An 18,567-nucleotide genomic window follows, 5' to 3' on the forward strand; every position below is an offset into this window, starting at 1 on the left:
CCCCTACCCTATCAATTCCAACAAAGATGCAACCGGCTTTCGTTCACCTTAGACTGCACAGCGAATTTTCGCTGGTAGACGGCATTGTTAAAATCAAACCGCTCGCCAAACGCCTGCTGGAACTGAAAATGCCCGCCGTGGCGATCACCGACCACGTCAACCTGTTTGCCTTGGTCAAATTTTATAAAACCGCCTCTAGCCAAGGCATCAAACCCATCGCCGGTGCGGATGTCTTGGTGGTCAACCCTGATGATCCGGTCACGCCGTTTCGGATGACCTTATTGGTCAAAAACCAGCTGGGCTACACCACGCTCACCGAACTGATCTCCAAAGCCTACCAAGAAGGCCAGCACCAAGGCGTGCCCATGTTGCAGCGCAACTGGCTGGTTGCCAACCACGATGGCCTGATTGCCCTGTCCGGCGCAATGGAAGGTGACATTGGCAAAGCCTTATTGGCAGACAATACCGATTTGGCAACGCAACTGGCACAACAATGGCAAGCGTTGTTTCCCGACAGTTTTTATCTGGAACTGCAACGCGTCGGCAAACCCGATGAAGAACGCTATTTGAACGCCGCCGTACAACTGGCGGTCGCCACCGACTTGCCGGTAGTCGCCACCAACGACGTGCGCTTTCTGCACGAAGACGATTTTGCCGCCCACGAAGTGCGGGTTTGCATCAACCAAAGCCGCGTCTTGGATGACAGCCGCCGCCCCAAAGATTACACGCCGCAACAATACCTGCGCAGCGTTGAAGAAATGCAAGAACTGTTTGCCGACTTGCCGGAAGCCCTTGCCAACAGCGTCGAAATCGCCAAACGCTGCAACCTGACGCTGACGCTGGGCAAAAACTTTTTGCCGGATTTTCCTGTACCCGAAGGCATGACCTTAGACGGCCTGATGGCAGCAGAAGCGCAAAAAGGCTTGGACGAACGCTTGCAGCAATACCCCGCCATCGGCAAAGGCTCAGACCAAGAAAACCGCCAAGTCTACTACCAACGCTTGGAAACCGAACTGAAAGTGATCGCCAACATGGGCTTCCCCGGCTACTTCATGATTGTTGCCGACTTTATCCAATGGGCGAAAAACCAACACATTCCGGTTGGGCCTGGCAGGGGTTCCGGTGCTGGTTCGTTAGTGGCTTACGCGCTGAAAATCACCGATTTGGACCCCATCGAATTCGATTTACTGTTCGAGCGTTTCTTAAACCCCGAACGGATTTCCATGCCCGACTTCGACATCGACTTTTGCATGGACCGGCGCGACGAAGTCATCGACTACGTGGCACGCCATTATGGTCGAGACCATGTCGCGCAAATCATCACCTACGGTTCGATGGCGGCAAAAGCGGTCATCCGCGATGTCGGGCGGGTGCTGGGTTTTTCCTACGGATTTGTGGATCGCTTGGCAAAGCTGATCCCGTTTGAAATCGGCATGACGCTGACCAAAGCCTTGCAAGAAAGCACCGAGCTAAAGCAGCTGTATGACAGCGAAGAAGAAGTTAAAGCGCTGATTGATATGTCCTTGTCGCTGGAAGGCACAGCACGGAATGCCGGTAAACACGCCGGTGGCGTGGTCATCTCGCCCACCAAACTGACCGATTTTACCCCACTGTATTGCGAACAAGGCGGCGGCAACTTGGTCACGCAATTCGACAAAGACGATGTCGAAGCGGTCGGCTTGGTCAAGTTCGACTTTTTAGGTCTACGCACGCTGACCATCATCGACTGGGCCTTGCAAACCATCAACGCCAAAAAAGCCACGCAAGGCGAAGCGTTGGTCGATATTAACGTGATTCCGCGCGACGATTTGCCGACTTACGAATTGCTGAAAAAAGGACAAACCACCGCCGTGTTCCAGTTGGAATCGCGCGGCATGAAAGAACTGATTAAAAAGCTCAAGCCCGATTGTTTCGACGACATCATCGCCTTGGTGGCCTTGTTCCGGCCCGGCCCGTTGGAATCGGGCATGGTCGATGACTACATCAACGTCAAGCACGGTGCCAAGGCCGAATACGCACACACGCTGTTGGAGCCGATCTTAAAACCCACCAACGGCGTTATTTTATACCAGGAACAGGTGATGCAAATTGCCCGCGAACTGGCTAGCTACACGCTGGGCGGTGCGGACATGCTGCGCCGTGCGATGGGCAAGAAGAAGCCCGAAGAAATGGCGAAAGAACGCGAGAAATTTACTGTCGGTGCGGTACAAAATCAGGTCGATGAAAAAATCGCCACCTATATTTTCGACTTGATGGAAAAGTTCGCCGGTTACGGTTTTAACAAATCGCACTCGGCAGCTTACGCATTGGTCGCCTACCAAACCGCTTGGCTCAAAGAACATTACCCCGCCGAATTTATGGCGGCTGTGCTGTCGTCGGATATGGACAACACCGACAAAGTCGTGGTGCTGATTGAAGAATGCCGGCAAATGAAGCTGACCATTTGCCCGCCCGACCTCAACATGTCGGAACACAAATTTACCGTCAACCGCCACGGGCAAATCGTCTACGGCTTGGGCGCAATCAAAGGCGTGGGCGAAGCGGCGGTGGAAGATGTCATCATCGAAGAACGCAAAGCCCACGGCGATTTCACCGGTTTGTACGATTTGTGCAAACGCGTCGATACCCGCAAAGTGAACAAGCGGGTTTTGGAAGCCCTCATTAAAGCCGGTGCGTTCGACAGCTTTAACCCCTGCCGCGCCAGCCATTTGGCAGAACTGCCGACCGCCCTGCAAGTCGCCGAGCAACACGGCCTGATGCAACAAACCGGACAAAACGATTTGTTCGGACTCGGCGGCGATGACGAAAGCACACCCGAACAAGGCGAAACCTACACCACCCGCGTACCGCCGTGGACGCAAAAAGAAAAGCTGGCGGCGGAAAAAGCCATCTTAGGCTTGTTCCTGACCGGACACCCTATCGACGAATACGAAGCCGAGCTAAAAAACTTCACCCACGGTGTCATCGCCAATCTGCAAGCCACGGTGGAACGCTCGCGCGGCAGCTTAAACGCGCGCGTCGCCGGTTTGGTCATGGATGTCCGCACCCGCCAAAACAAAAGCGGCAAAACCATGGGCTTTATCCAATTGGACGACCGCACCGACCGTTTGGAATGCGCCGCCTTTGCCGAAATCTACGATAACTACCGCGACCTGCTGGTGCGCGACCAACTGATCGTGGTGGAAGGCAGCTTGGGCATCGACAGCTTCTCCGGCACGTTGCGCCTAACGGCAGAAAAAATCTACAACATGGAACAAGCCCGCGAAGCCTTCTCGCGGGGCTTGCAAATCGACTGGATCGTCGATGGCGACAACGATAAAAAAACCTTCATCAGCAAACTGGGCAGCACCTTAGTGCCGTTCAAACGCGGCTCCAGCACCCTCAGCATCCGCTACACCTCGCCCGAAGCACAAGCCTTGGTGCAACTGGGCGACGACTGGCGGGTTTACCCCAGCGACGAACTACTGCACCGCCTTCGGGTTTGGCTGGGGGATGCGGCGGTTTTGGTTAGATATGGTTAATGAAAGGAGCGCGACCCTCTTGGTCGCTAGAACTCGTAGAAACCAATAGCGATAGAGGCTGTGAAAGTATTCGGTTTTTGAAATTTAAAGCACAATATATTGTATATGATCTAGCTACAAAGCACTATATATTGGAATAAAAGTCAATAATTTGGAATACTTTCACAGCCTCGATAGCCTATTGCACCGGATGATTGATTTCCAACAGGCGGCGCAATGCCGGTTGGTTATTGCGCCTTACGGCCTTACAAAGCCGTTCCGGCACAGAAGAACTAGCGCTTGAACGAACCGAACCTAAGTGATGAAACTAACTACTTTTTTATAAAGGACTCCGTTTACACGGCTTAAAGAATGGGGCATTATCTTGGCTGTCCTAAAAAAGCAAAAAAGTTGTTGTTTGATTTATTCGCCTGAAGTGTAATGCAGCTTTTTTAGGAAATGCTAAATGTTAGCAAACAAATGAAAATAAATGTGTTTTAATATTTTTAAAATTAATGGGCATCCTTTTGACGTGTTTTTTTACGTCAATTAGGATGTCTACTTTACGTTGGGCAATCTAGGCCAGATTTCGCTTTACGTTTATCAACTTTTAGTATTCGTAGTCATTTTTTGGTTTTAGTATTCGGTTAGGAAAAACAATGGAAACCAGAAGAAATGAGCCTTGTCCTTGTGGGAGTGGAGAAAAATATAAAAAGTGTTGCGGCTCACTTCATGACACATCAAAATCAAAAACGAACACTACAATGCGTCGCCATGAGTATGATACTCCCCATATTTTAGACCAGCAGTTAAGATAGAAAGCCTTACCCAAAAAGGCAAACTAAACTATGGCCAATGTACGCAAGAACCACACAATGGAATTTAAAACCCAAGTGGCCGTCGAGGCGATCCGCCAACAAAAAACGGTTAACGAACTGACCAGCGAATACGGTGTCCACGCGACCCAGATCAACCTCTGGAAAAAGCAGGCGTTGGCGGTGATCCCGGAAGCCTTCAGCGGGAAAAAGGAAAAGGCACGGGACAATCAGCAACAGGACATTGACGAGCTGCACCGCCAGATAGGCCAGCTCATCGCCGAACGGGACTGGCTCAAAAAAAAGTCCTCGGCCAGCCATTAGCGACAAGGCAACTAGGGATTGACCCGCAAGACCCACAGTTCAGTGTTCGGCAACAATGCGGCCTGCTGGGGCTGAACCGTTCATCCCTGTACTACCAGCCTGCGGGTGAAAGCGAGGAAAACCTAGCCCTGATGCGGCTTCTGGACGAACAATACACGCGGACACCCTGTTATGGGGTATTGAAAATGGTGGCGCATTTGCGCAACCTGGGGCATGAGGTGAACGCCAAGCGGGTCAGGCGTTTGCTGCGGAAGATGGGGCTGGAGGCGGTGTACCAGAAACCCAACACCAGCCAGCGGAATCCGGAACATCAGGTCTACCCCTACCTGTTGCGCGGGCTGGTGATTGACCGTTGCGACCAAGTGTGGAGCACCGACATCACCTATATCCGGCTGGCATCAGGCTTTGTCTACCTGATGGCGGTGATTGACTGGTACAGCCGATACATTCTGGGCTGGGCGTTGAGCACCACCTTGGATGCGGATTTCTGCATTGAAGCCATCGGCACTATAACCGAACGCCAGCAATGCGAAATCTTCAACACCGACCAGGGTTCGCAGTTCACCACGCCCCGCTTTACCCAGCCGCTGCTGGACAAAGGCATCAAAATCAGTATGGACGGGCGTGGCCGGGCATTGGACAATATTTTTGTTGAGCGGTTGTGGCGCACAGTCAAGTATGAGCATGTGTACTTGCAGGATAGGCACACCGTCCAGGAAACCTGGCTAGGATTGAAGGATTTCTTTCATTTCTACAACCATCATCGTCTACACCAATCGTTGGGCTATCGGACACCCGCCGACGTGTATTTAGGGAAGTGTTATGAGAAGGATGAAACAACCCATTTTTATCAACCGGCTTCTATCTTAATTTTATGAGATTTTGGTCTAGACAATGGGGAGTACCTTAGAGTTCTGGCGTATGCAATACCGGACTCGCCGTTATCTTGAACATCTAAATGAAGATGAGTTGGTTAAAAGATTTAAGGATTTACTTGCCAATATTACAGCGCTAACCGAAGCGGATGATATGTTCAAAATAGGGCTTCAGCCAATTACAGAAGGAGGAGGATATTGGGCAGAATTGGGAACTCACATTTTGGAAGAATGTGTTTTAAGGGAATACGAGTATCCTGCTCCTTTTGCCTATAAATTGAGCGATTCTCAAATACCGAAACACAAGTGGCCGGGTTTGCAAAAAGCTCAACAAGCTTTCAAACTTATGAACTTGAAAGAGGGAAGCTTCCTTGTAAAATTCGGTAAATATGAATATTTACGTCCCACTTTGGATACTGGCTTAGTCCGCATCATGCCAGCTTCTTATTATGATGACCCTTCTCTAAATTCAGCTATAAGAGATTCTGAACTAGAAGTATCAATTTTTGGGCTTCCTTCAGAAACTAAAATTGAAGCTATCTGCGGAAAAACAGGAGAGTCAAAAGTTCTCATTGAACCAATAGGTAATATTAAATACACCAGACAATCGTCAACAAATTATTATGCTTATTGTTTAGCATCAGCATATTCACCTAGACTTTTTGGCGATTTTGAAGCGGATTGTTGTTTAATTATCAAGAATCCTTGTCAGTTTGTAGAACTCTTAATGTTAGAGTTTTACAAAAAATACCCAGATTTTTCGGCCTCTTCTGAATCAGTTCATTATTTTGATCCACTGAATGCAAAATCAGCCAATTTGGATGTTTTTTTCTCAAAACATTTTCGATATTCTTACCAAAAAGAATATCGAATTATTTGGCTTCCGCCAAAGGCAATAATGGCACTTGAACCCGTTTTTCTCGAACTTGGAAGTCTAAGCAGTTTCTGTGAAATAATATCGTTAGTCTAAGTTGAGTGGTTGCAATTTAGCCCAACAAGTCAGTCAAAGGGACTCGCCGCCCGTTGGCGGTTTTGAAGTTTTGGTCTTTATCAAGGTTCGGCGGCTTCGTTTCGCTTTCGTTAGCGGCGCGCCCCTTACCGTAACGTTGGGCAGTCGCAACCAAAGTTCTTTTGCATGATTATCAAAAATCCAAAGCCAATAACGGTCGGCAAACATACTCTCTCGCTTGATACCCGTAACGGTGGCTTTGAGCCATCTTATATGTCACTGTTATTAGCGCGGTAGGGCTTGGTAATAAGTATATTGAGAACCCTCATCACCCGAAATATTGGCTATCGTAAACCGTGATGTAATACATGACCCGCCTGGATGTCCGCCCATTTCAATCAACCCACGGGTGAACGGTTACTAAATAAATTATAATTTAATAAAATATTATGAAAGAAATAAAATTTGATTTTCTCTCAGAAAGAGAGAATGTTTATTTACTTGGTGTAAAATTAGAGAGAAGAGAATGTCTTCCTGATAAACCGCGAATTTATATAAAAATGAGCGACAGGCTTTTAGAATCTGTCAAGAGTCTGAAAAAAATAGACTTTCCTTTACATTTAAAAATAATTAAAGAAGGTAGGGACGTTATTTTGATTCGCCTAGAATTAAAATACCTTCCTGATAAACCGAGAATTCATATAAAAATGAGAGACTGGCTTTTAGAATTTGTCAAGAGCCTGAAAAAAAGAGATTTTCCTTTACATTTAAAAACAATTGAAGAAGGTGGGGGCGTTATTTTGATTAGCCCAAAATTAGAATGCCTTCCTGATAAACCGCGAATTCATATAAAAATGAGAGACTGGCTTTTGAATTTGTGGAGAGTCTGAAAAATTACTTTTCCTAAGTATTTTTCTGGTATTTAACTTTTTTATGTATTCTTAATAGATTCCTAACAAAATAAAGCCAGCCCGTAGGTTGGGGTGAGGTACGAACCCCAACACATCCGTACACATCAATTGTTGGGGTTCCTGACATCACCCCGACCTACGGTGGCAGGCTGGGTTTTTGGCGGATTTAGGCCAACTAATTTTTACTCCGCAAATTTTTAATAATCTCTTCCAACGGCACCAGATTTAAACGGATCCTAAACAAAATTTCCTGATTTTCCAGCAAGCCATAACACTCGTAAGAACGCAGCTGAATATCGGTGTTGTTTAAGGTGTTGCTTTTTGATTCCGGTAATTGTTTGACCAAAATATGCAGTTTGTCGTTGTTTTTGACTTGGCTTGCCAAAAGCCTGTCCACGCTGATGTCGTGCGAGGTGTAAACCATCGGGTTGGCTTTGAAGTCGTGGTTTTCCAATTGCGCCTTATCCAACAAGGCGCCCGATGTCAGGCTGCAGGGAAATACTTCCGGATAATGGGCGTAGTGGGTCAGTTCGTCAAAATAATCGGACTGCTCGGCTAGCGAGCCGGACAAGAAATTTTTGACGTTGCCGTTGTGCATCCATTTGCGCTTCAGGAAAAAATCGGTTTCTGGCACCACGCTTTTGTCGGGCAGTTTGTTCAAATCCGGCAAGGTGCTTAAATCGGTATCGGCAAGGAACAGCGGTGTTTGGGTTTCTTTTTTGTAGCCCAGCAAAATGGTTTTGCCTTGCGATTTGATGGTGATGCGGTTGGTTAAGGTCAGGTTGGGGATGGTGTTGATGAGGGTTTTTTTAATGTCCAGCGAGATTTCTTGGCGCGGCCTTAAGGCATTGACAAAAATCACTTGGTAATTACTGAACCGCAAACCTTTTTCGGCAATGATGCGCTCTTCGTGATGGGCTTCGCGGTACAGGCGCATTTGGTATTCGATTAAGGTATTTAGCTGAAAACCCAAAACAATCGGCCCTTTGAAGGGGTTGTGGGTGATCTCCAGCCATTTGTGTTTGTCGTGGAATAAGTTGAAATCGTCAGAAGCATTACGTGCCACTTCAATGTGGATTTGTTCAAAGGTGAAGAGGGTGTTTTTCATTCAATAAGTGGCTGGATTTTTCATTGGGTTGGACAAATTTCAGATCAGTGTCCGTAGGATACGCAGCCACGGATGACAAGCCAAACCCATCATCCGTGGCGTCCGTTGACTAAAGCCGCAATTAAATAGGAATATCGTCTACCGTTTCGGCAGCGCCATCGATGGCATCGTGCGTTTTATTGCCCACGCCCGGTATGACAGAAACCACCGCCGCCCCAACCCGCATCGGTACGCTGACGACTTTTGTAAAAACACAGCCTGACAAAGCGCCGGCCATCACGACACACAAGATAATCTTTTTAGCTTTCATAAATGCCTCTCAATTTTTGCAGTCTGTTTTCCATCCGTTAGGCTTGCTTCCTTGCCCCCGCATTATCACTGAAGCGGCGGCTATCAGGAAATATATTCTGCCTTGTCGTTTGCCACTCCCAACAATGCCACAAAATCTGCACATTTGCTGCAGGCAATTTCCTTATCTCCAGCACTTTATCTGCATAGCCTCCTTGTACTGTAAGTGCAAACCCCAAAACAGGAGATATGCAATGAAACAAAATTTTTACCTTAAGCTCGGCGTCATTTTTTTTCTGATAATGGCCCTGATGCTGCCCAAAGCGTTTATGCACGGGCTGATTTATGAACGGCAAAACTGGCTGCGCCAATCTTTTTCCAGCATTGAACAAAGCTGGCCTGGGCCACAAACATTAGGCGGACCGGTAATTACCGTGCCTTACCAGCTGACTTATCAAATTACCGAAACCGAACGCGGTCCAGAGGGAGAGGTTCAGGTTAACCGTGAGGTGACCGCTAATGAACTGCTGTATATCATTCCCAAACAGTTAAAAATCAACAGCCAAGTCGATAGCAGTTTGCGTTATCGCGGCATTTACGGCGTGCCGGTGTTTGGCAGCCGCACCCAAATGCAAGGCGAGTTTAGCGATGCGGCTTTGTTGGAAATCATCAATGCCAATAAAAATGGCAAAATCAGCTTTGGTAAACCGGAGTTGTCGATTTTGCTGAGCGATCAGCGTGGCGTTATCGCGCCGCCAACATTGGATTGGGATGGTCAGAAAATCACCTTCCAGCCCGGTTCGGCCTTACCCAAAACCGAAGCGGGCATTCATGTCGCCTTGCCGAATTTTGATGCAAGCCAAGCCAAAAACCATCGCTTTAGCATCGATTTGGAAGTACGCGGCATGCGTTCAGTCAAATTTGCCTTGCTTGCCGAAGATACCCGCTTGCAGTTGGCGGGCAATTGGCCGCATCCCAGCTTTACTGGCATTTTGCTGCCCGAACAACGGGAAGTCTCCGAGCAAGGCTTTAGCGCCCTATGGCGGGCTTCGTCATTTTCTTATAACGTCAACCACTTGCTTAAAAATTGCCGCCTTAGCGAATGCCCCAATTTGCTGCAGCAAACCATTGGCTTGGATATGATCCAACCGGTCGATGTTTACCAGCAATCGGAGCGCAGCATCAAATACGCCGAACTGTTCATTTTGCTGACGTTTATGGCCTTGATTTTGTTTGAGCTGCTGAAAAAAGTGCGCATCCATCCCATCCAGTACACCTTGGTGGGCATGGCTTTGCTGATGTTTTACCTGCTGCTGATTTCGCTGTCCGAACATCTGGCATTTGCTGTGGCCTACGCCATTGCCGCTACCGCCAGCACGGCATTGTTGACGGGGTATTTTGGCGGCATTCTGGGTGGCAGCAAATTGGCTTGGCTATTGGGCGCGGGCTTGTCGGGTTTGTACGGTGCGCTGTATGTCATCTTGCAAGCGGAAGAAAGCGCGTTGCTGATGGGCAGTTTGTTGGTGTTTGCAGTACTCGCCGCACTAATGCTAAGCACACGCCGTTTCGATTGGTATGCCCTGACTAACCAAACCAGCCGCCCCAAAGACGACGGGGTGCCGCTATGAACTCGTTCCGTTTCAGCTTGTTGATCGTGTTGGCTGTATTTGTCTTAGGTTGTTTGCCGTCTACCCAGGCGATCATACCCGTGGAAGGTGCAACAGCCGCCGATTGGCATCCCCAATCCTTTTGGTATCACCCGTGGGGCCGTTCCGGTACGCATAAAGGTATCGATATTTTCGCCAGATCCGGCAACGCGCAAGGCAAAGCACCGCATTTGCACTTTGCCATCCGCAGCTTATTGCCCATTTGGCAGCAATACCGTGCCGATGCGCCGCAAGCTTGGAACCTGTTGTTCTATCTTGACCCAAGCCAGGAATTTCGGGCTTAAATACACCGCCCCATTGACCAAAATAGCGGTTGCGCCTTTAGCGTGACACTTTAAGAATCACCTTTTAACAATGCCTGGTCTGCCTGCACCTTCTGCCAATCCAAAGCCAGTGGCAGGCAGGTCGGACAGGCTTGTTGCTTGAGCATTTGTTGCACGGTGGCAATGCGCGCCTGAATATCGGGGTGCGAAGATAACCATTCTGGCACATCGGCACCAGGTTCTTTAGCCAGTTTTTGCAGTAAGCTGACCATACCATCGGGTTTGATTTTGGCATGGATTAAAGCCTGCAAGCCTAGACGGTCGGCCTCGTCTTCACTGTCGCGGCTGAAAACCAAGTTGCCCAATTGATGGACAATCACAGCGGTGGCGGTATTGACATCGCCCAGCAGCACCATTAACGCCGCCGCCCAACCTAAGCTGTTAATCATGTTTTTGAGCGCGTGCTGGCGTTCGACGTGTTGTACCTCGTGCGCCAACACTGCCGCCAATTCGTCAGCATTTTCGGCCTTGGCAATCAGGCCGGAATGGACAATGATAATGCCGCCAGGCAAAGCAAAAGCGTTGACGGTCTTGTCTTTTTTTATCAGCCATTGGTAATGGTAGCGGGAGTTTTCAGTTAAGCGCTCGCCGACACTTTTAACAGCATTGAAGGCGACACCTTTCTTAATCGTGCCGCCTTGGCTTTCAATCTGCGCCAATACCGATTTGCCCAACTGCTCTTCCTGTGGCACGGAAACTTGCCTCGCCATCCAACCTAAGGCGTTATCGTAATTGGACCATAGCAACAAAACGCCGAACACGACGGCAATCGCTAAACTTGCCAAACTGCCCCAAACCATTTTGATGCTGCGCTGGCGTTGTTGCCATTTGCCAAACTGCTGGCTTAGGCTGGCAGGCGCGTCAGCCATCACAATCGCGATGTCATTTTTGCTGTGCAATTTAAGGCTCATCGCCACGCCGTCGGGCGTCTGCCAGTGCAGGTAAAACTCGTTATGCTCAAAGCCCCCCACGCCCATGACAATTTGGCTGCCATTGACACTGATCGAATGGGCTTTAACCAATAATAATTCGCCGATAAAATTGGCGGTCACCGCCTGCCCTGCCAAGGGCAAATCACCGCCGTATAAAATGGCTTGGAATGTCTGCATAAGGCTTATCCGTTATTTTTTGATTTCCGCTAAAAATGAAATGATGGCGATGGCAATCACCACCAACAGATAGACTTTCCCCGTTATGCCTTTGGTTGAACCCAAAGTTGCCATTTTCATCAGCTCGATGCTCAAGCGGCGTTCCGGCAAGGATTGCATCCACACTTTTCCGGGGCCGACCAAATTGGCGTAAAACAAACCTTCGCCGCCAAATAAGGCCGTTTTAATTTTGCCTGCGTATTTGATTTCGTAAGTGACTGTCGGGCTTAATGCCACCAGACACCCGCTATCGACCTGCAAGTTTTGCGCAGGCGCCAGCACCATTTCCTTCAATGCGCCGCTGGCGTTGATAAAGACCAGGCCTTTGCCGGTGATGCGCTGCATGATAAAACCTTCACCACCAAAGAAACCCACCCGAAGGCGCTTTTGGAAGGCCAATTTAATCTCAATGCCTTCCTGCCCCGCCAAGTACGCGCCTTTTTGGCAAATGAGTTCGCCGCCGACTTCGTCCAAATCAATCGCGACAATTTTGCTGATGCTGGAGCCGGCAAAGGCGACCCGCTGCGGCTTCAGGCCACTGTTGAAATAGCGGCTGCTAAATAAGGATTCGCCTGTCAATGAGCGTTTAAAAGCTTTGAAAAAACGCCCCAGCGCACCGTAACGGGAGGGCGAGCCATCACCCAAAACAGCTGTCACTTGAATGGTGTCGTCCATATACATCATTGCCCCTTGTTCGCCAACAATCGATGCGTAAGCAGGCAATATGACTTCCACATATTGCATATCAGAGCCTTCAATGGTGTAGGTGATGTTCGTCATATTGAGTTTTTCCTATAGCTTAAATTGGCAAAGTCTATTGATAAAATACACCCCTTCGCCCGTCTTGGGGCGCACAGAGTATAGTCAGCTATTGTTTTTTTTTATCAAGACTTAAGGATAAAGCGCCAATATTTTGACCTTACCGCTAACCCATCAATTCTTCTGCTTTTGACTGCCGCCCGGTTTGCCGTCAATTCCCTAGTCGTGATAGTATGATTTTGTTGGCTGGACAATGATTTAACCAATAATTCACTTTAAAAGTGTATTTCTATCAATTTACCGTGCATTTGCTTGCATATTCAAAATGGCATTGACGAATCGGAGTGTCCGGTAATGCAAAGCTCCATTGTTGTTTAACGCTTCTAATTGCTGGCTTAAATCATGCAAAACTCGTATTTAAATCGCACACCGCTGCAAATCACCCTATCAACATGGAAAGCCCTTTTTTTAAGGGAAGCATTAAGCCGCCTGACCGGTAGCCGCATTGCTTGGCTGTGGCTGTTATTTGAGCCGATCTTCCACATGTCATTTTTGCTTTTTATTTTCACCGTTATGCGCATGCGCACAGTGGGTGGCATTAATATAGTGGTTTGGTTGCTGGTTGGTTTGATTTTCTTTTTTACCTTTAAAAGAACCGCCACACAAACCAAAAACGGCATTACCCCTAATAAACAGCTGTTCACCTATCGCCAAGTCAAACCCATAGACACGGTTATTAGCAGGGCTTGTTTAGAAGCTTTTTTAATGACTATCATCGGTTTTATTGTGGTTGCCGCCGCCTCGTTGTTTGGTGTCGATTTTATGCCCAATGACTTTTTAAGCCTAATACTGGCTTTTTTTGGCATATGGTTGTTTGGCCTCGGCTTTGGCTTAATCACTTCCGTTTGCATTCAGTTGGCGCCCGACTCGGACCATATCATCAACCTTCTGATGACACCGGCTTACATGCTATCAGGCGTTATTATCCCCATTTCAAACGTGCCTGAACCTTATCGGCATTACTTGTCTTACAACCCCATCGTCCACGGTATTGAGACGGCGCGGCAAGCCATGTCAACCTATTACCACACCATTCCAGAACTCGACTTAAACTACCTATATAGTGCCGATTTGGTGACCATTTTTATTGGTTTGGCACTGCATAGGCGTTTTGAATACCTGATAGGCAAATAATGATTATTGTTGATGATGTCCATAAACGTTACCAAACCGAACACGGCCCCGGTCAATGGGTTTTAAAAGGCGTCTCGTTTACCATTCCAAACAATCTGAGTGTCGGCTTAGTGGGTCGTAATGGGGCCGGCAAATCAACTTTGTTACGTTTAATTGGTGGTGTTGACAATCCTAGCAAAGGCACTATTCAAAGATACTGTAGGGTTTCTTGGCCCATGGGTTTTGGTGGTGGCCTTCAAGCGGGTTTAACAGGTCGCCAAAATGCCAAATTTGTCTGCCGTATTCATGGTCGTGAAGATGACATTGAGGACCGCCTAGCCTTTATCCAAGACTTTGCCGAAATAGGTGAAGCGTTTGATAGGCCTGTTAAAACCTATTCTTCAGGTATGCGTTCACGTCTGCAATTTGGCTTATCGCTGGCCTTTGATTTCGATGTTTACATTTCAGACGAAGTAACCGCAGCCGGTGATGCCGCATTTAAAGAAAAAGCCAACAAGGCATTTAAAAATCTTTCCGAAAAAGCCAGCATTATTATGGTTTCGCATGGGGAAGGAACACTTAGGCAGTTTTGCGAAGCCGGCATATGGTTAAACAACGGTAAAGCCCATTGGTTTGATGACATTAACGACGCGTTAAAAGCTTACCGGGACAGTCTTCCAAAATAAAAAGGGTTGGTTTATAAAAACGCATAATATCTGGACAAAATTCGACAATTTAGGCAAAATTGTCGGCTAAAATGCTTGTAGACGAATTGGGCGAACAAGGTAATGGCGTATATCTCCGTATTGAATGGACCGAATCTGAATTTGCTGGGCGTCCGTGAACCAGGCCTATACGGCACGCAAACTTTAGACGGTATCAAGCAAGCTTTATTGACACAATCGGCTGCATTCAACCATCAGCTTGATTTCCACCAAAGCAATGCGGAACATGAACTTGTCGAACTAATCCACCAAGCTTATTTTAATAAAGTTGATTTTATTATCATCAATCCGGCAGCTTTCACCCATACCAGTGTCGCCATCCGCGATGCACTGCTGGCAACGCAAATACCTTTTATTGAAGTTCACTTATCAAACGTTCATGCACGTGAACCTTTTCGGAAACATTCCTATTTTTCAGATGTAGCCAAAGGCGTCATCTGCGGACTAGGCGCAACAGGCTACGAGCTGGCACTACAAGCGGCTCATCAGATATTAGGCAAGAGAAATGACAATGGATATTAGAAAAATAAAAAAACTCATCGAAATCATTGAAGAATCCGGCATTGCCGAAATCGAGATAAAAGAAGGTGAAGAGGCCATCCGCATTAGCCGCTATTCCGCTGCCCCTGCAGCTTATGCACCGCCATCGATGCCAGCCCCTGCCGCTGTCGCGCCAGCAGCAACAACACCAGCAAGTGACGCCCCCATCTCAGGCCATATCGTCAAATCGCCAATGGTAGGCACGTTCTACCGCTCAGCATCACCTGGTTCAAAATCATTTGTTGAGGTAGGCCAGTCCATTCAAGCCGGTGAAACCTTGTGCATTATCGAAGCCATGAAAATTCTTAACCAAATCGAAGCCGACAAAAGCGGTGTGGTGACAAAAATTTTGGTTGAGAACTCAGATCCTGTCGAATATGGACAGCCATTATTCGTCATTGAATAACACGCAAACGGAAAGCCCATGTTCGAGAAAATAGTCATCGCCAACCGTGGCGAAATTGCCTTACGTATTCTGCGTGCTTGCCGTGAATTAGGCGTTAAAGTCGTTGCTGTGCATTCCGAAGCTGACCGTGACTTAAAACACGTGCGCTTAGCTGACGAGTCCGTCTGTATTGGCCCTGCAGCTTCTGTAGATAGCTACCTGAACATCCCTGCCATTATCAGCGCAGCAGAAGTGACTGATGCCGAAGCCATTCACCCCGGCTATGGTTTCTTGTCAGAAAATGCTGATTTTGCTGAAAAAGTCAAAAAAAGCGGTTTTGTTTTTATTGGCCCTAACGCTGACACCATCCGCATGATGGGCGACAAAATCTCCGCTAAAAACGCTATGATCGCAGCCGGCATCCCTTGTGTACCCGGCAATAACGACCCGCTCTCTGACGACCCCAAAGCCAACTTAAAATTGGCGCAGGAAATCGGTTATCCGGTCATCATCAAAGCAGCGGGCGGTGGTGGTGGACGCGGCATGCGTACCGTACATACCGAAGCGGCCTTAATCAACGCCATTGCCATGACCAAAGCGGAAGCCAACAGCGCGTTTGGCAACCCGACCGTATACATGGAAAAGTTTTTGGAAGACCCTCGTCACATCGAGTTTCAAGTCATGGCTGACAGCCACGGCAACGCCATCCATTTGGGCGAGCGTGATTGCTCTATGCAACGCCGTCACCAAAAAGTGGTGGAAGAAGCGCCAGCACCCGGCATCACCGAAGAACAACGTAAGTTTATTGGCGAGCGTTGCGCCAAAGCCTGTGTTGATATTGGTTATTTAGGTGCGGGTACATTCGAATTCTTGTACGAAAAAGGCGAGTTCTACTTCATTGAAATGAACACCCGTGTTCAGGTTGAGCATCCTGTTACGGAAATGGTTACGGGGTTTGACATCGTCAAAGAGCAGCTGCGAATTGCCGCTGGCGAGCGTTTGTCGATCACCCAAGATCAAGTCAAAATGACCGGTCATGCCATCGAATGCCGATTGAATGCTGAAGACCCTAAAACCTTCATGCCCTGCCCTGGCAAAATTGACCAGTTCCATATGCCGGGTGGCCCAGGTATCCGTTGCGAAACGCATATTTACAACGGCTACAAAGTACCGCCTTATTATGATTCCATGATCGGTAAACTGATTGCCCACGGAGAAGACCGCAAAAGCGCGATTGCCCGTATGAACACCGCACTCAGTGAAATCATCATCGACGGCATCAAAACCAATATCCCGTTGCAGCAAGACATCATGAATGACACGGCTTTTGCCGCTGGCGGGCAAAACATCCATTATTTGGAGAAAAAACTAGGCATTTACTAATGCCATACGGTCAGTTTGGATTTTTCTCAGCCATCCAAACTGACCGTTGTTTTCCAACAAGCACCTAATGGCAAGCCCTTTGCCTTAAAATCTGTTCACATTAGCCCTGCTCTTGGCGTTCTTAACACCAAGCGCCAATCCACCCCCTTGTAGCAACCTCTTATGGCTTGGCATCAATTTTCCGTTATCACCAATGAAGACACCGCCCCGTTGCTGGCTGATTTTTTCAGCGACTTAGGCGCCGTTTCCGTCACCTACATGGATGCCGAAGACGAGCCGGTTTATGAGCCAGCAATAGGCCAAACCGTCATCTGGAGCAACACCCAAGTCATCGCCTTATTTGAGCTGGACGCGGCGGATCCCGAGCAAGTCAAAACGCAAGTCTACGCCCGTTTTGACCACTCGCTTTTGCAAACTTGGCATTATGAACCGGTAGAAGATCAAGTCTGGGAGCGGGCGTGGATGGAATATTACCAACCGATGAAGTTTGCCGACAAACTTTGGGTTTGCCCAACCGGTCAAGAACAACAGGAAGACCATACCGTCTGCCTTACCTTAGACCCTGGCTTGGCTTTTGGCACAGGTACGCACCCGACCACCGCATTATGTTTGGAATGGTTGGCGAGCCATGATTTGGCGGGCAAAACCGTGATTGATTTCGGCTGTGGATCCGGCATTTTGGCGATTGCAGCGGTTTTGCTGGGCGCAAAAGAAGCCCATGCCATCGACATCGATCCACAAGCACTAACCGCCACCCAAGATAACGCGTTAAAAAACAACGTCACCGATAAAATCCATTGTTATCTTCCTGAACAATTTACGCCCCGAAAAGCCGATGTTGTTCTCGCCAACATTTTAGCCAAACCGCTCATTGATCTGTCATCCAACATTATCAGTTTGGTTGGGGAAGATGGACAGCTGGTGTTATCCGGCATTTTGGCTGAACAAGCCGATGCCGTCATCAGCAGCTACCAAACCAGCATCGCATTTACCAGCCCCACGCAACAAGAAGACTGGATTAGGCTGGACGGCAACATGCGTTAGCGCCATGTACACCGCCTGCCCGAATTGCCGTGCCAGCCAAACCATCACCGTGGAACAACTGCGGCTAAACCGGGCGATTGCCTATTGCCCTTACTGCGCCATTCGCTTTGATGCCTTAGAATTGCTCAGCGAAACGACAGCGACCGATGAAAACACCGAACTGCCCTGGGAACACCCCCCCGTATCGAAACCACCCCAAGCACTTTGGCAAATCGGCGCATTACTTAGCGGTTTACTATTGATAAGCCAGTTTTTGTACTTTGAAGGCTATGGGCTAACTCAACATCCTAAATTCCGCCCCATCCTGTTAAGTGCCTGCAAAAAACTGGCGTGCAAGCTTCCGGCCTACCAAAATATTAACGAACTGGTCGTCTTGGCAGGTTCGCTGACACCAGCTGGAGAACAGCATTACCAACTGAACACTGTCATCAGCAACCGTGCGGCTTTTGAACAAGCCAACCCAAAAATCATCCTGACGTTACTGGACTACACCGGACAAGCCTTTAGCTACCGGCAATTTACCCCACAAGACTATTTTCCGGGCATTCATCAAAAACCCATAGCCCCTGACACTAGCCTGACCATCCATTTGGATATCGCCGCCACGCAAGCCCCAATTGGCGGCTACAACCTTGAACTGACCTACTAAC

General features: G+C 48.3%; 18 protein-coding genes. 14 read left to right on the plus strand and 4 right to left on the minus strand.

Annotation, left to right across the window (positions count from 1 at the left end; translation table 11 throughout):
• Positions 1–26 precede the first annotated feature (26 nt).
• From dnaE to ACYQ1O_RS08465, 5 genes are all read left to right on the plus strand, one after another.
• Positions 27–3,521 (plus strand): DNA polymerase III subunit alpha, encoded by a 3,495-nt coding sequence (dnaE, locus tag ACYQ1O_RS08445; protein ID WP_459991226.1) that lies wholly within the window; start codon positions 27–29, stop codon positions 3,519–3,521.
• Positions 3,522–4,159: 638 nt separating this feature from the next.
• The gene (locus ACYQ1O_RS08450; protein ID WP_459991227.1) at positions 4,160–4,318 is read left to right on the plus strand and encodes an SEC-C metal-binding domain-containing protein; all 159 of its coding nucleotides are present in this window, start codon (positions 4,160–4,162) and stop codon (positions 4,316–4,318) included.
• 30 nt (positions 4,319–4,348) lie between these two features.
• A protein-coding gene (locus ACYQ1O_RS08455; RefSeq protein ID WP_459990705.1) for an IS3 family transposase occupies positions 4,349–5,517 on the plus strand; the annotation gives its coding sequence in 2 pieces (ribosomal slippage) (positions 4,349–4,622 and positions 4,622–5,517; 1,170 coding nt in all).
• A 16-nt stretch (positions 5,518–5,533) separates the two neighbouring features.
• Complete coding sequence (locus ACYQ1O_RS08460) at positions 5,534–6,484, plus strand: hypothetical protein (protein WP_459991228.1); 951 nt, start codon at positions 5,534–5,536, stop codon at positions 6,482–6,484.
• Positions 6,485–6,912: 428 nt separating this feature from the next.
• On the plus strand, positions 6,913–7,353 hold the full coding sequence (locus ACYQ1O_RS08465; protein WP_459991229.1) for a hypothetical protein: 441 nt from the start codon (positions 6,913–6,915) through the stop codon (positions 7,351–7,353).
• 196 nt (positions 7,354–7,549) lie between these two features.
• On the opposite strand, the gene ACYQ1O_RS08470 is transcribed toward ACYQ1O_RS08465, so the two are convergent.
• Together ACYQ1O_RS08470 and ACYQ1O_RS08475 are read right to left on the minus strand one after the other, a co-directional pair.
• Complete coding sequence (locus ACYQ1O_RS08470; protein WP_459991230.1) at positions 7,550–8,482, minus strand: hypothetical protein; 933 nt, start codon at positions 8,480–8,482, stop codon at positions 7,550–7,552.
• A 121-nt stretch (positions 8,483–8,603) separates the two neighbouring features.
• Positions 8,604–8,792, minus strand: a complete 189-nt coding sequence (locus ACYQ1O_RS08475) for a DUF6726 family protein (RefSeq protein ID WP_459991231.1) — start codon at positions 8,790–8,792, stop codon at positions 8,604–8,606.
• 232 nt (positions 8,793–9,024) lie between these two features.
• On the opposite strand from ACYQ1O_RS08475, the gene creD reads away from it, so the two are divergent.
• The gene (creD, locus tag ACYQ1O_RS08480; protein ID WP_459991232.1) at positions 9,025–10,398 is read left to right on the plus strand and encodes a cell envelope integrity protein CreD; all 1,374 of its coding nucleotides are present in this window, start codon (positions 9,025–9,027) and stop codon (positions 10,396–10,398) included.
• The gene (locus ACYQ1O_RS08485) at positions 10,395–10,721 is read left to right on the plus strand and encodes a hypothetical protein (RefSeq protein ID WP_459991233.1); all 327 of its coding nucleotides are present in this window, start codon (positions 10,395–10,397) and stop codon (positions 10,719–10,721) included. Before creD ends, ACYQ1O_RS08485 begins: the two co-directional genes overlap by 4 nt.
• Before the next feature lie 50 nt (positions 10,722–10,771).
• Here ACYQ1O_RS08485 and ACYQ1O_RS08490 read toward each other — a convergent pair whose 3' ends face one another.
• Together ACYQ1O_RS08490 and ACYQ1O_RS08495 are read right to left on the minus strand one after the other, a co-directional pair.
• On the minus strand, positions 10,772–11,869 hold the full coding sequence (locus tag ACYQ1O_RS08490; RefSeq protein WP_459991234.1) for a M48 family metallopeptidase: 1,098 nt from the start codon (positions 11,867–11,869) through the stop codon (positions 10,772–10,774).
• 12 nt (positions 11,870–11,881) lie between these two features.
• Positions 11,882–12,688 carry an AIM24 family protein gene (locus ACYQ1O_RS08495; RefSeq protein WP_459991235.1) on the minus strand — a complete coding sequence of 269 codons (807 nt, stop codon included), beginning with the start codon at positions 12,686–12,688 and terminating at the stop codon, positions 11,882–11,884.
• A gap of 381 nt (positions 12,689–13,069) precedes the next feature.
• Between ACYQ1O_RS08495 and ACYQ1O_RS08500 the strand changes: the two genes are divergently transcribed.
• From ACYQ1O_RS08500 to ACYQ1O_RS08530, 7 genes are all read left to right on the plus strand, one after another.
• Positions 13,070–13,861 (plus strand): ABC transporter permease, encoded by a 792-nt coding sequence (locus ACYQ1O_RS08500; RefSeq protein WP_459991236.1) that lies wholly within the window; start codon positions 13,070–13,072, stop codon positions 13,859–13,861.
• Entirely contained in the window at positions 13,861–14,526 is a 666-nt protein-coding gene (locus ACYQ1O_RS08505; protein ID WP_459991237.1) for an ABC transporter ATP-binding protein, read from the plus strand. The genes ACYQ1O_RS08500 and ACYQ1O_RS08505 overlap by 1 nt, the downstream gene beginning before the upstream one ends.
• Positions 14,527–14,628: 102 nt before the next feature.
• Complete coding sequence (gene aroQ, locus ACYQ1O_RS08510; protein WP_459991238.1) at positions 14,629–15,087, plus strand: type II 3-dehydroquinate dehydratase; 459 nt, start codon at positions 14,629–14,631, stop codon at positions 15,085–15,087.
• A complete protein-coding gene (gene accB / locus ACYQ1O_RS08515) occupies positions 15,077–15,511 on the plus strand; it encodes an acetyl-CoA carboxylase biotin carboxyl carrier protein (protein WP_459991451.1) in 435 nt (144 codons plus the stop codon). The genes aroQ and accB overlap by 11 nt, the downstream gene beginning before the upstream one ends.
• 18 nt (positions 15,512–15,529) lie before the next feature.
• On the plus strand, positions 15,530–16,873 hold the full coding sequence (gene accC, locus ACYQ1O_RS08520) for an acetyl-CoA carboxylase biotin carboxylase subunit (RefSeq protein ID WP_459991239.1): 1,344 nt from the start codon (positions 15,530–15,532) through the stop codon (positions 16,871–16,873).
• A gap of 162 nt (positions 16,874–17,035) precedes the next feature.
• Positions 17,036–17,917 carry a 50S ribosomal protein L11 methyltransferase gene (gene prmA / locus ACYQ1O_RS08525; protein ID WP_459991240.1) on the plus strand — a complete coding sequence of 294 codons (882 nt, stop codon included), beginning with the start codon at positions 17,036–17,038 and terminating at the stop codon, positions 17,915–17,917.
• Positions 17,918–17,921: 4 nt separating this feature from the next.
• Positions 17,922–18,566, plus strand: coding sequence for a zinc-ribbon and DUF3426 domain-containing protein (locus ACYQ1O_RS08530; protein WP_459991241.1), 645 nt, complete (start codon positions 17,922–17,924; stop codon positions 18,564–18,566).
• Position 18,567: the final 1 nt, after the last annotated feature.

The sequence above is a fragment of the Methylosoma difficile genome (assembly GCF_054657615.1).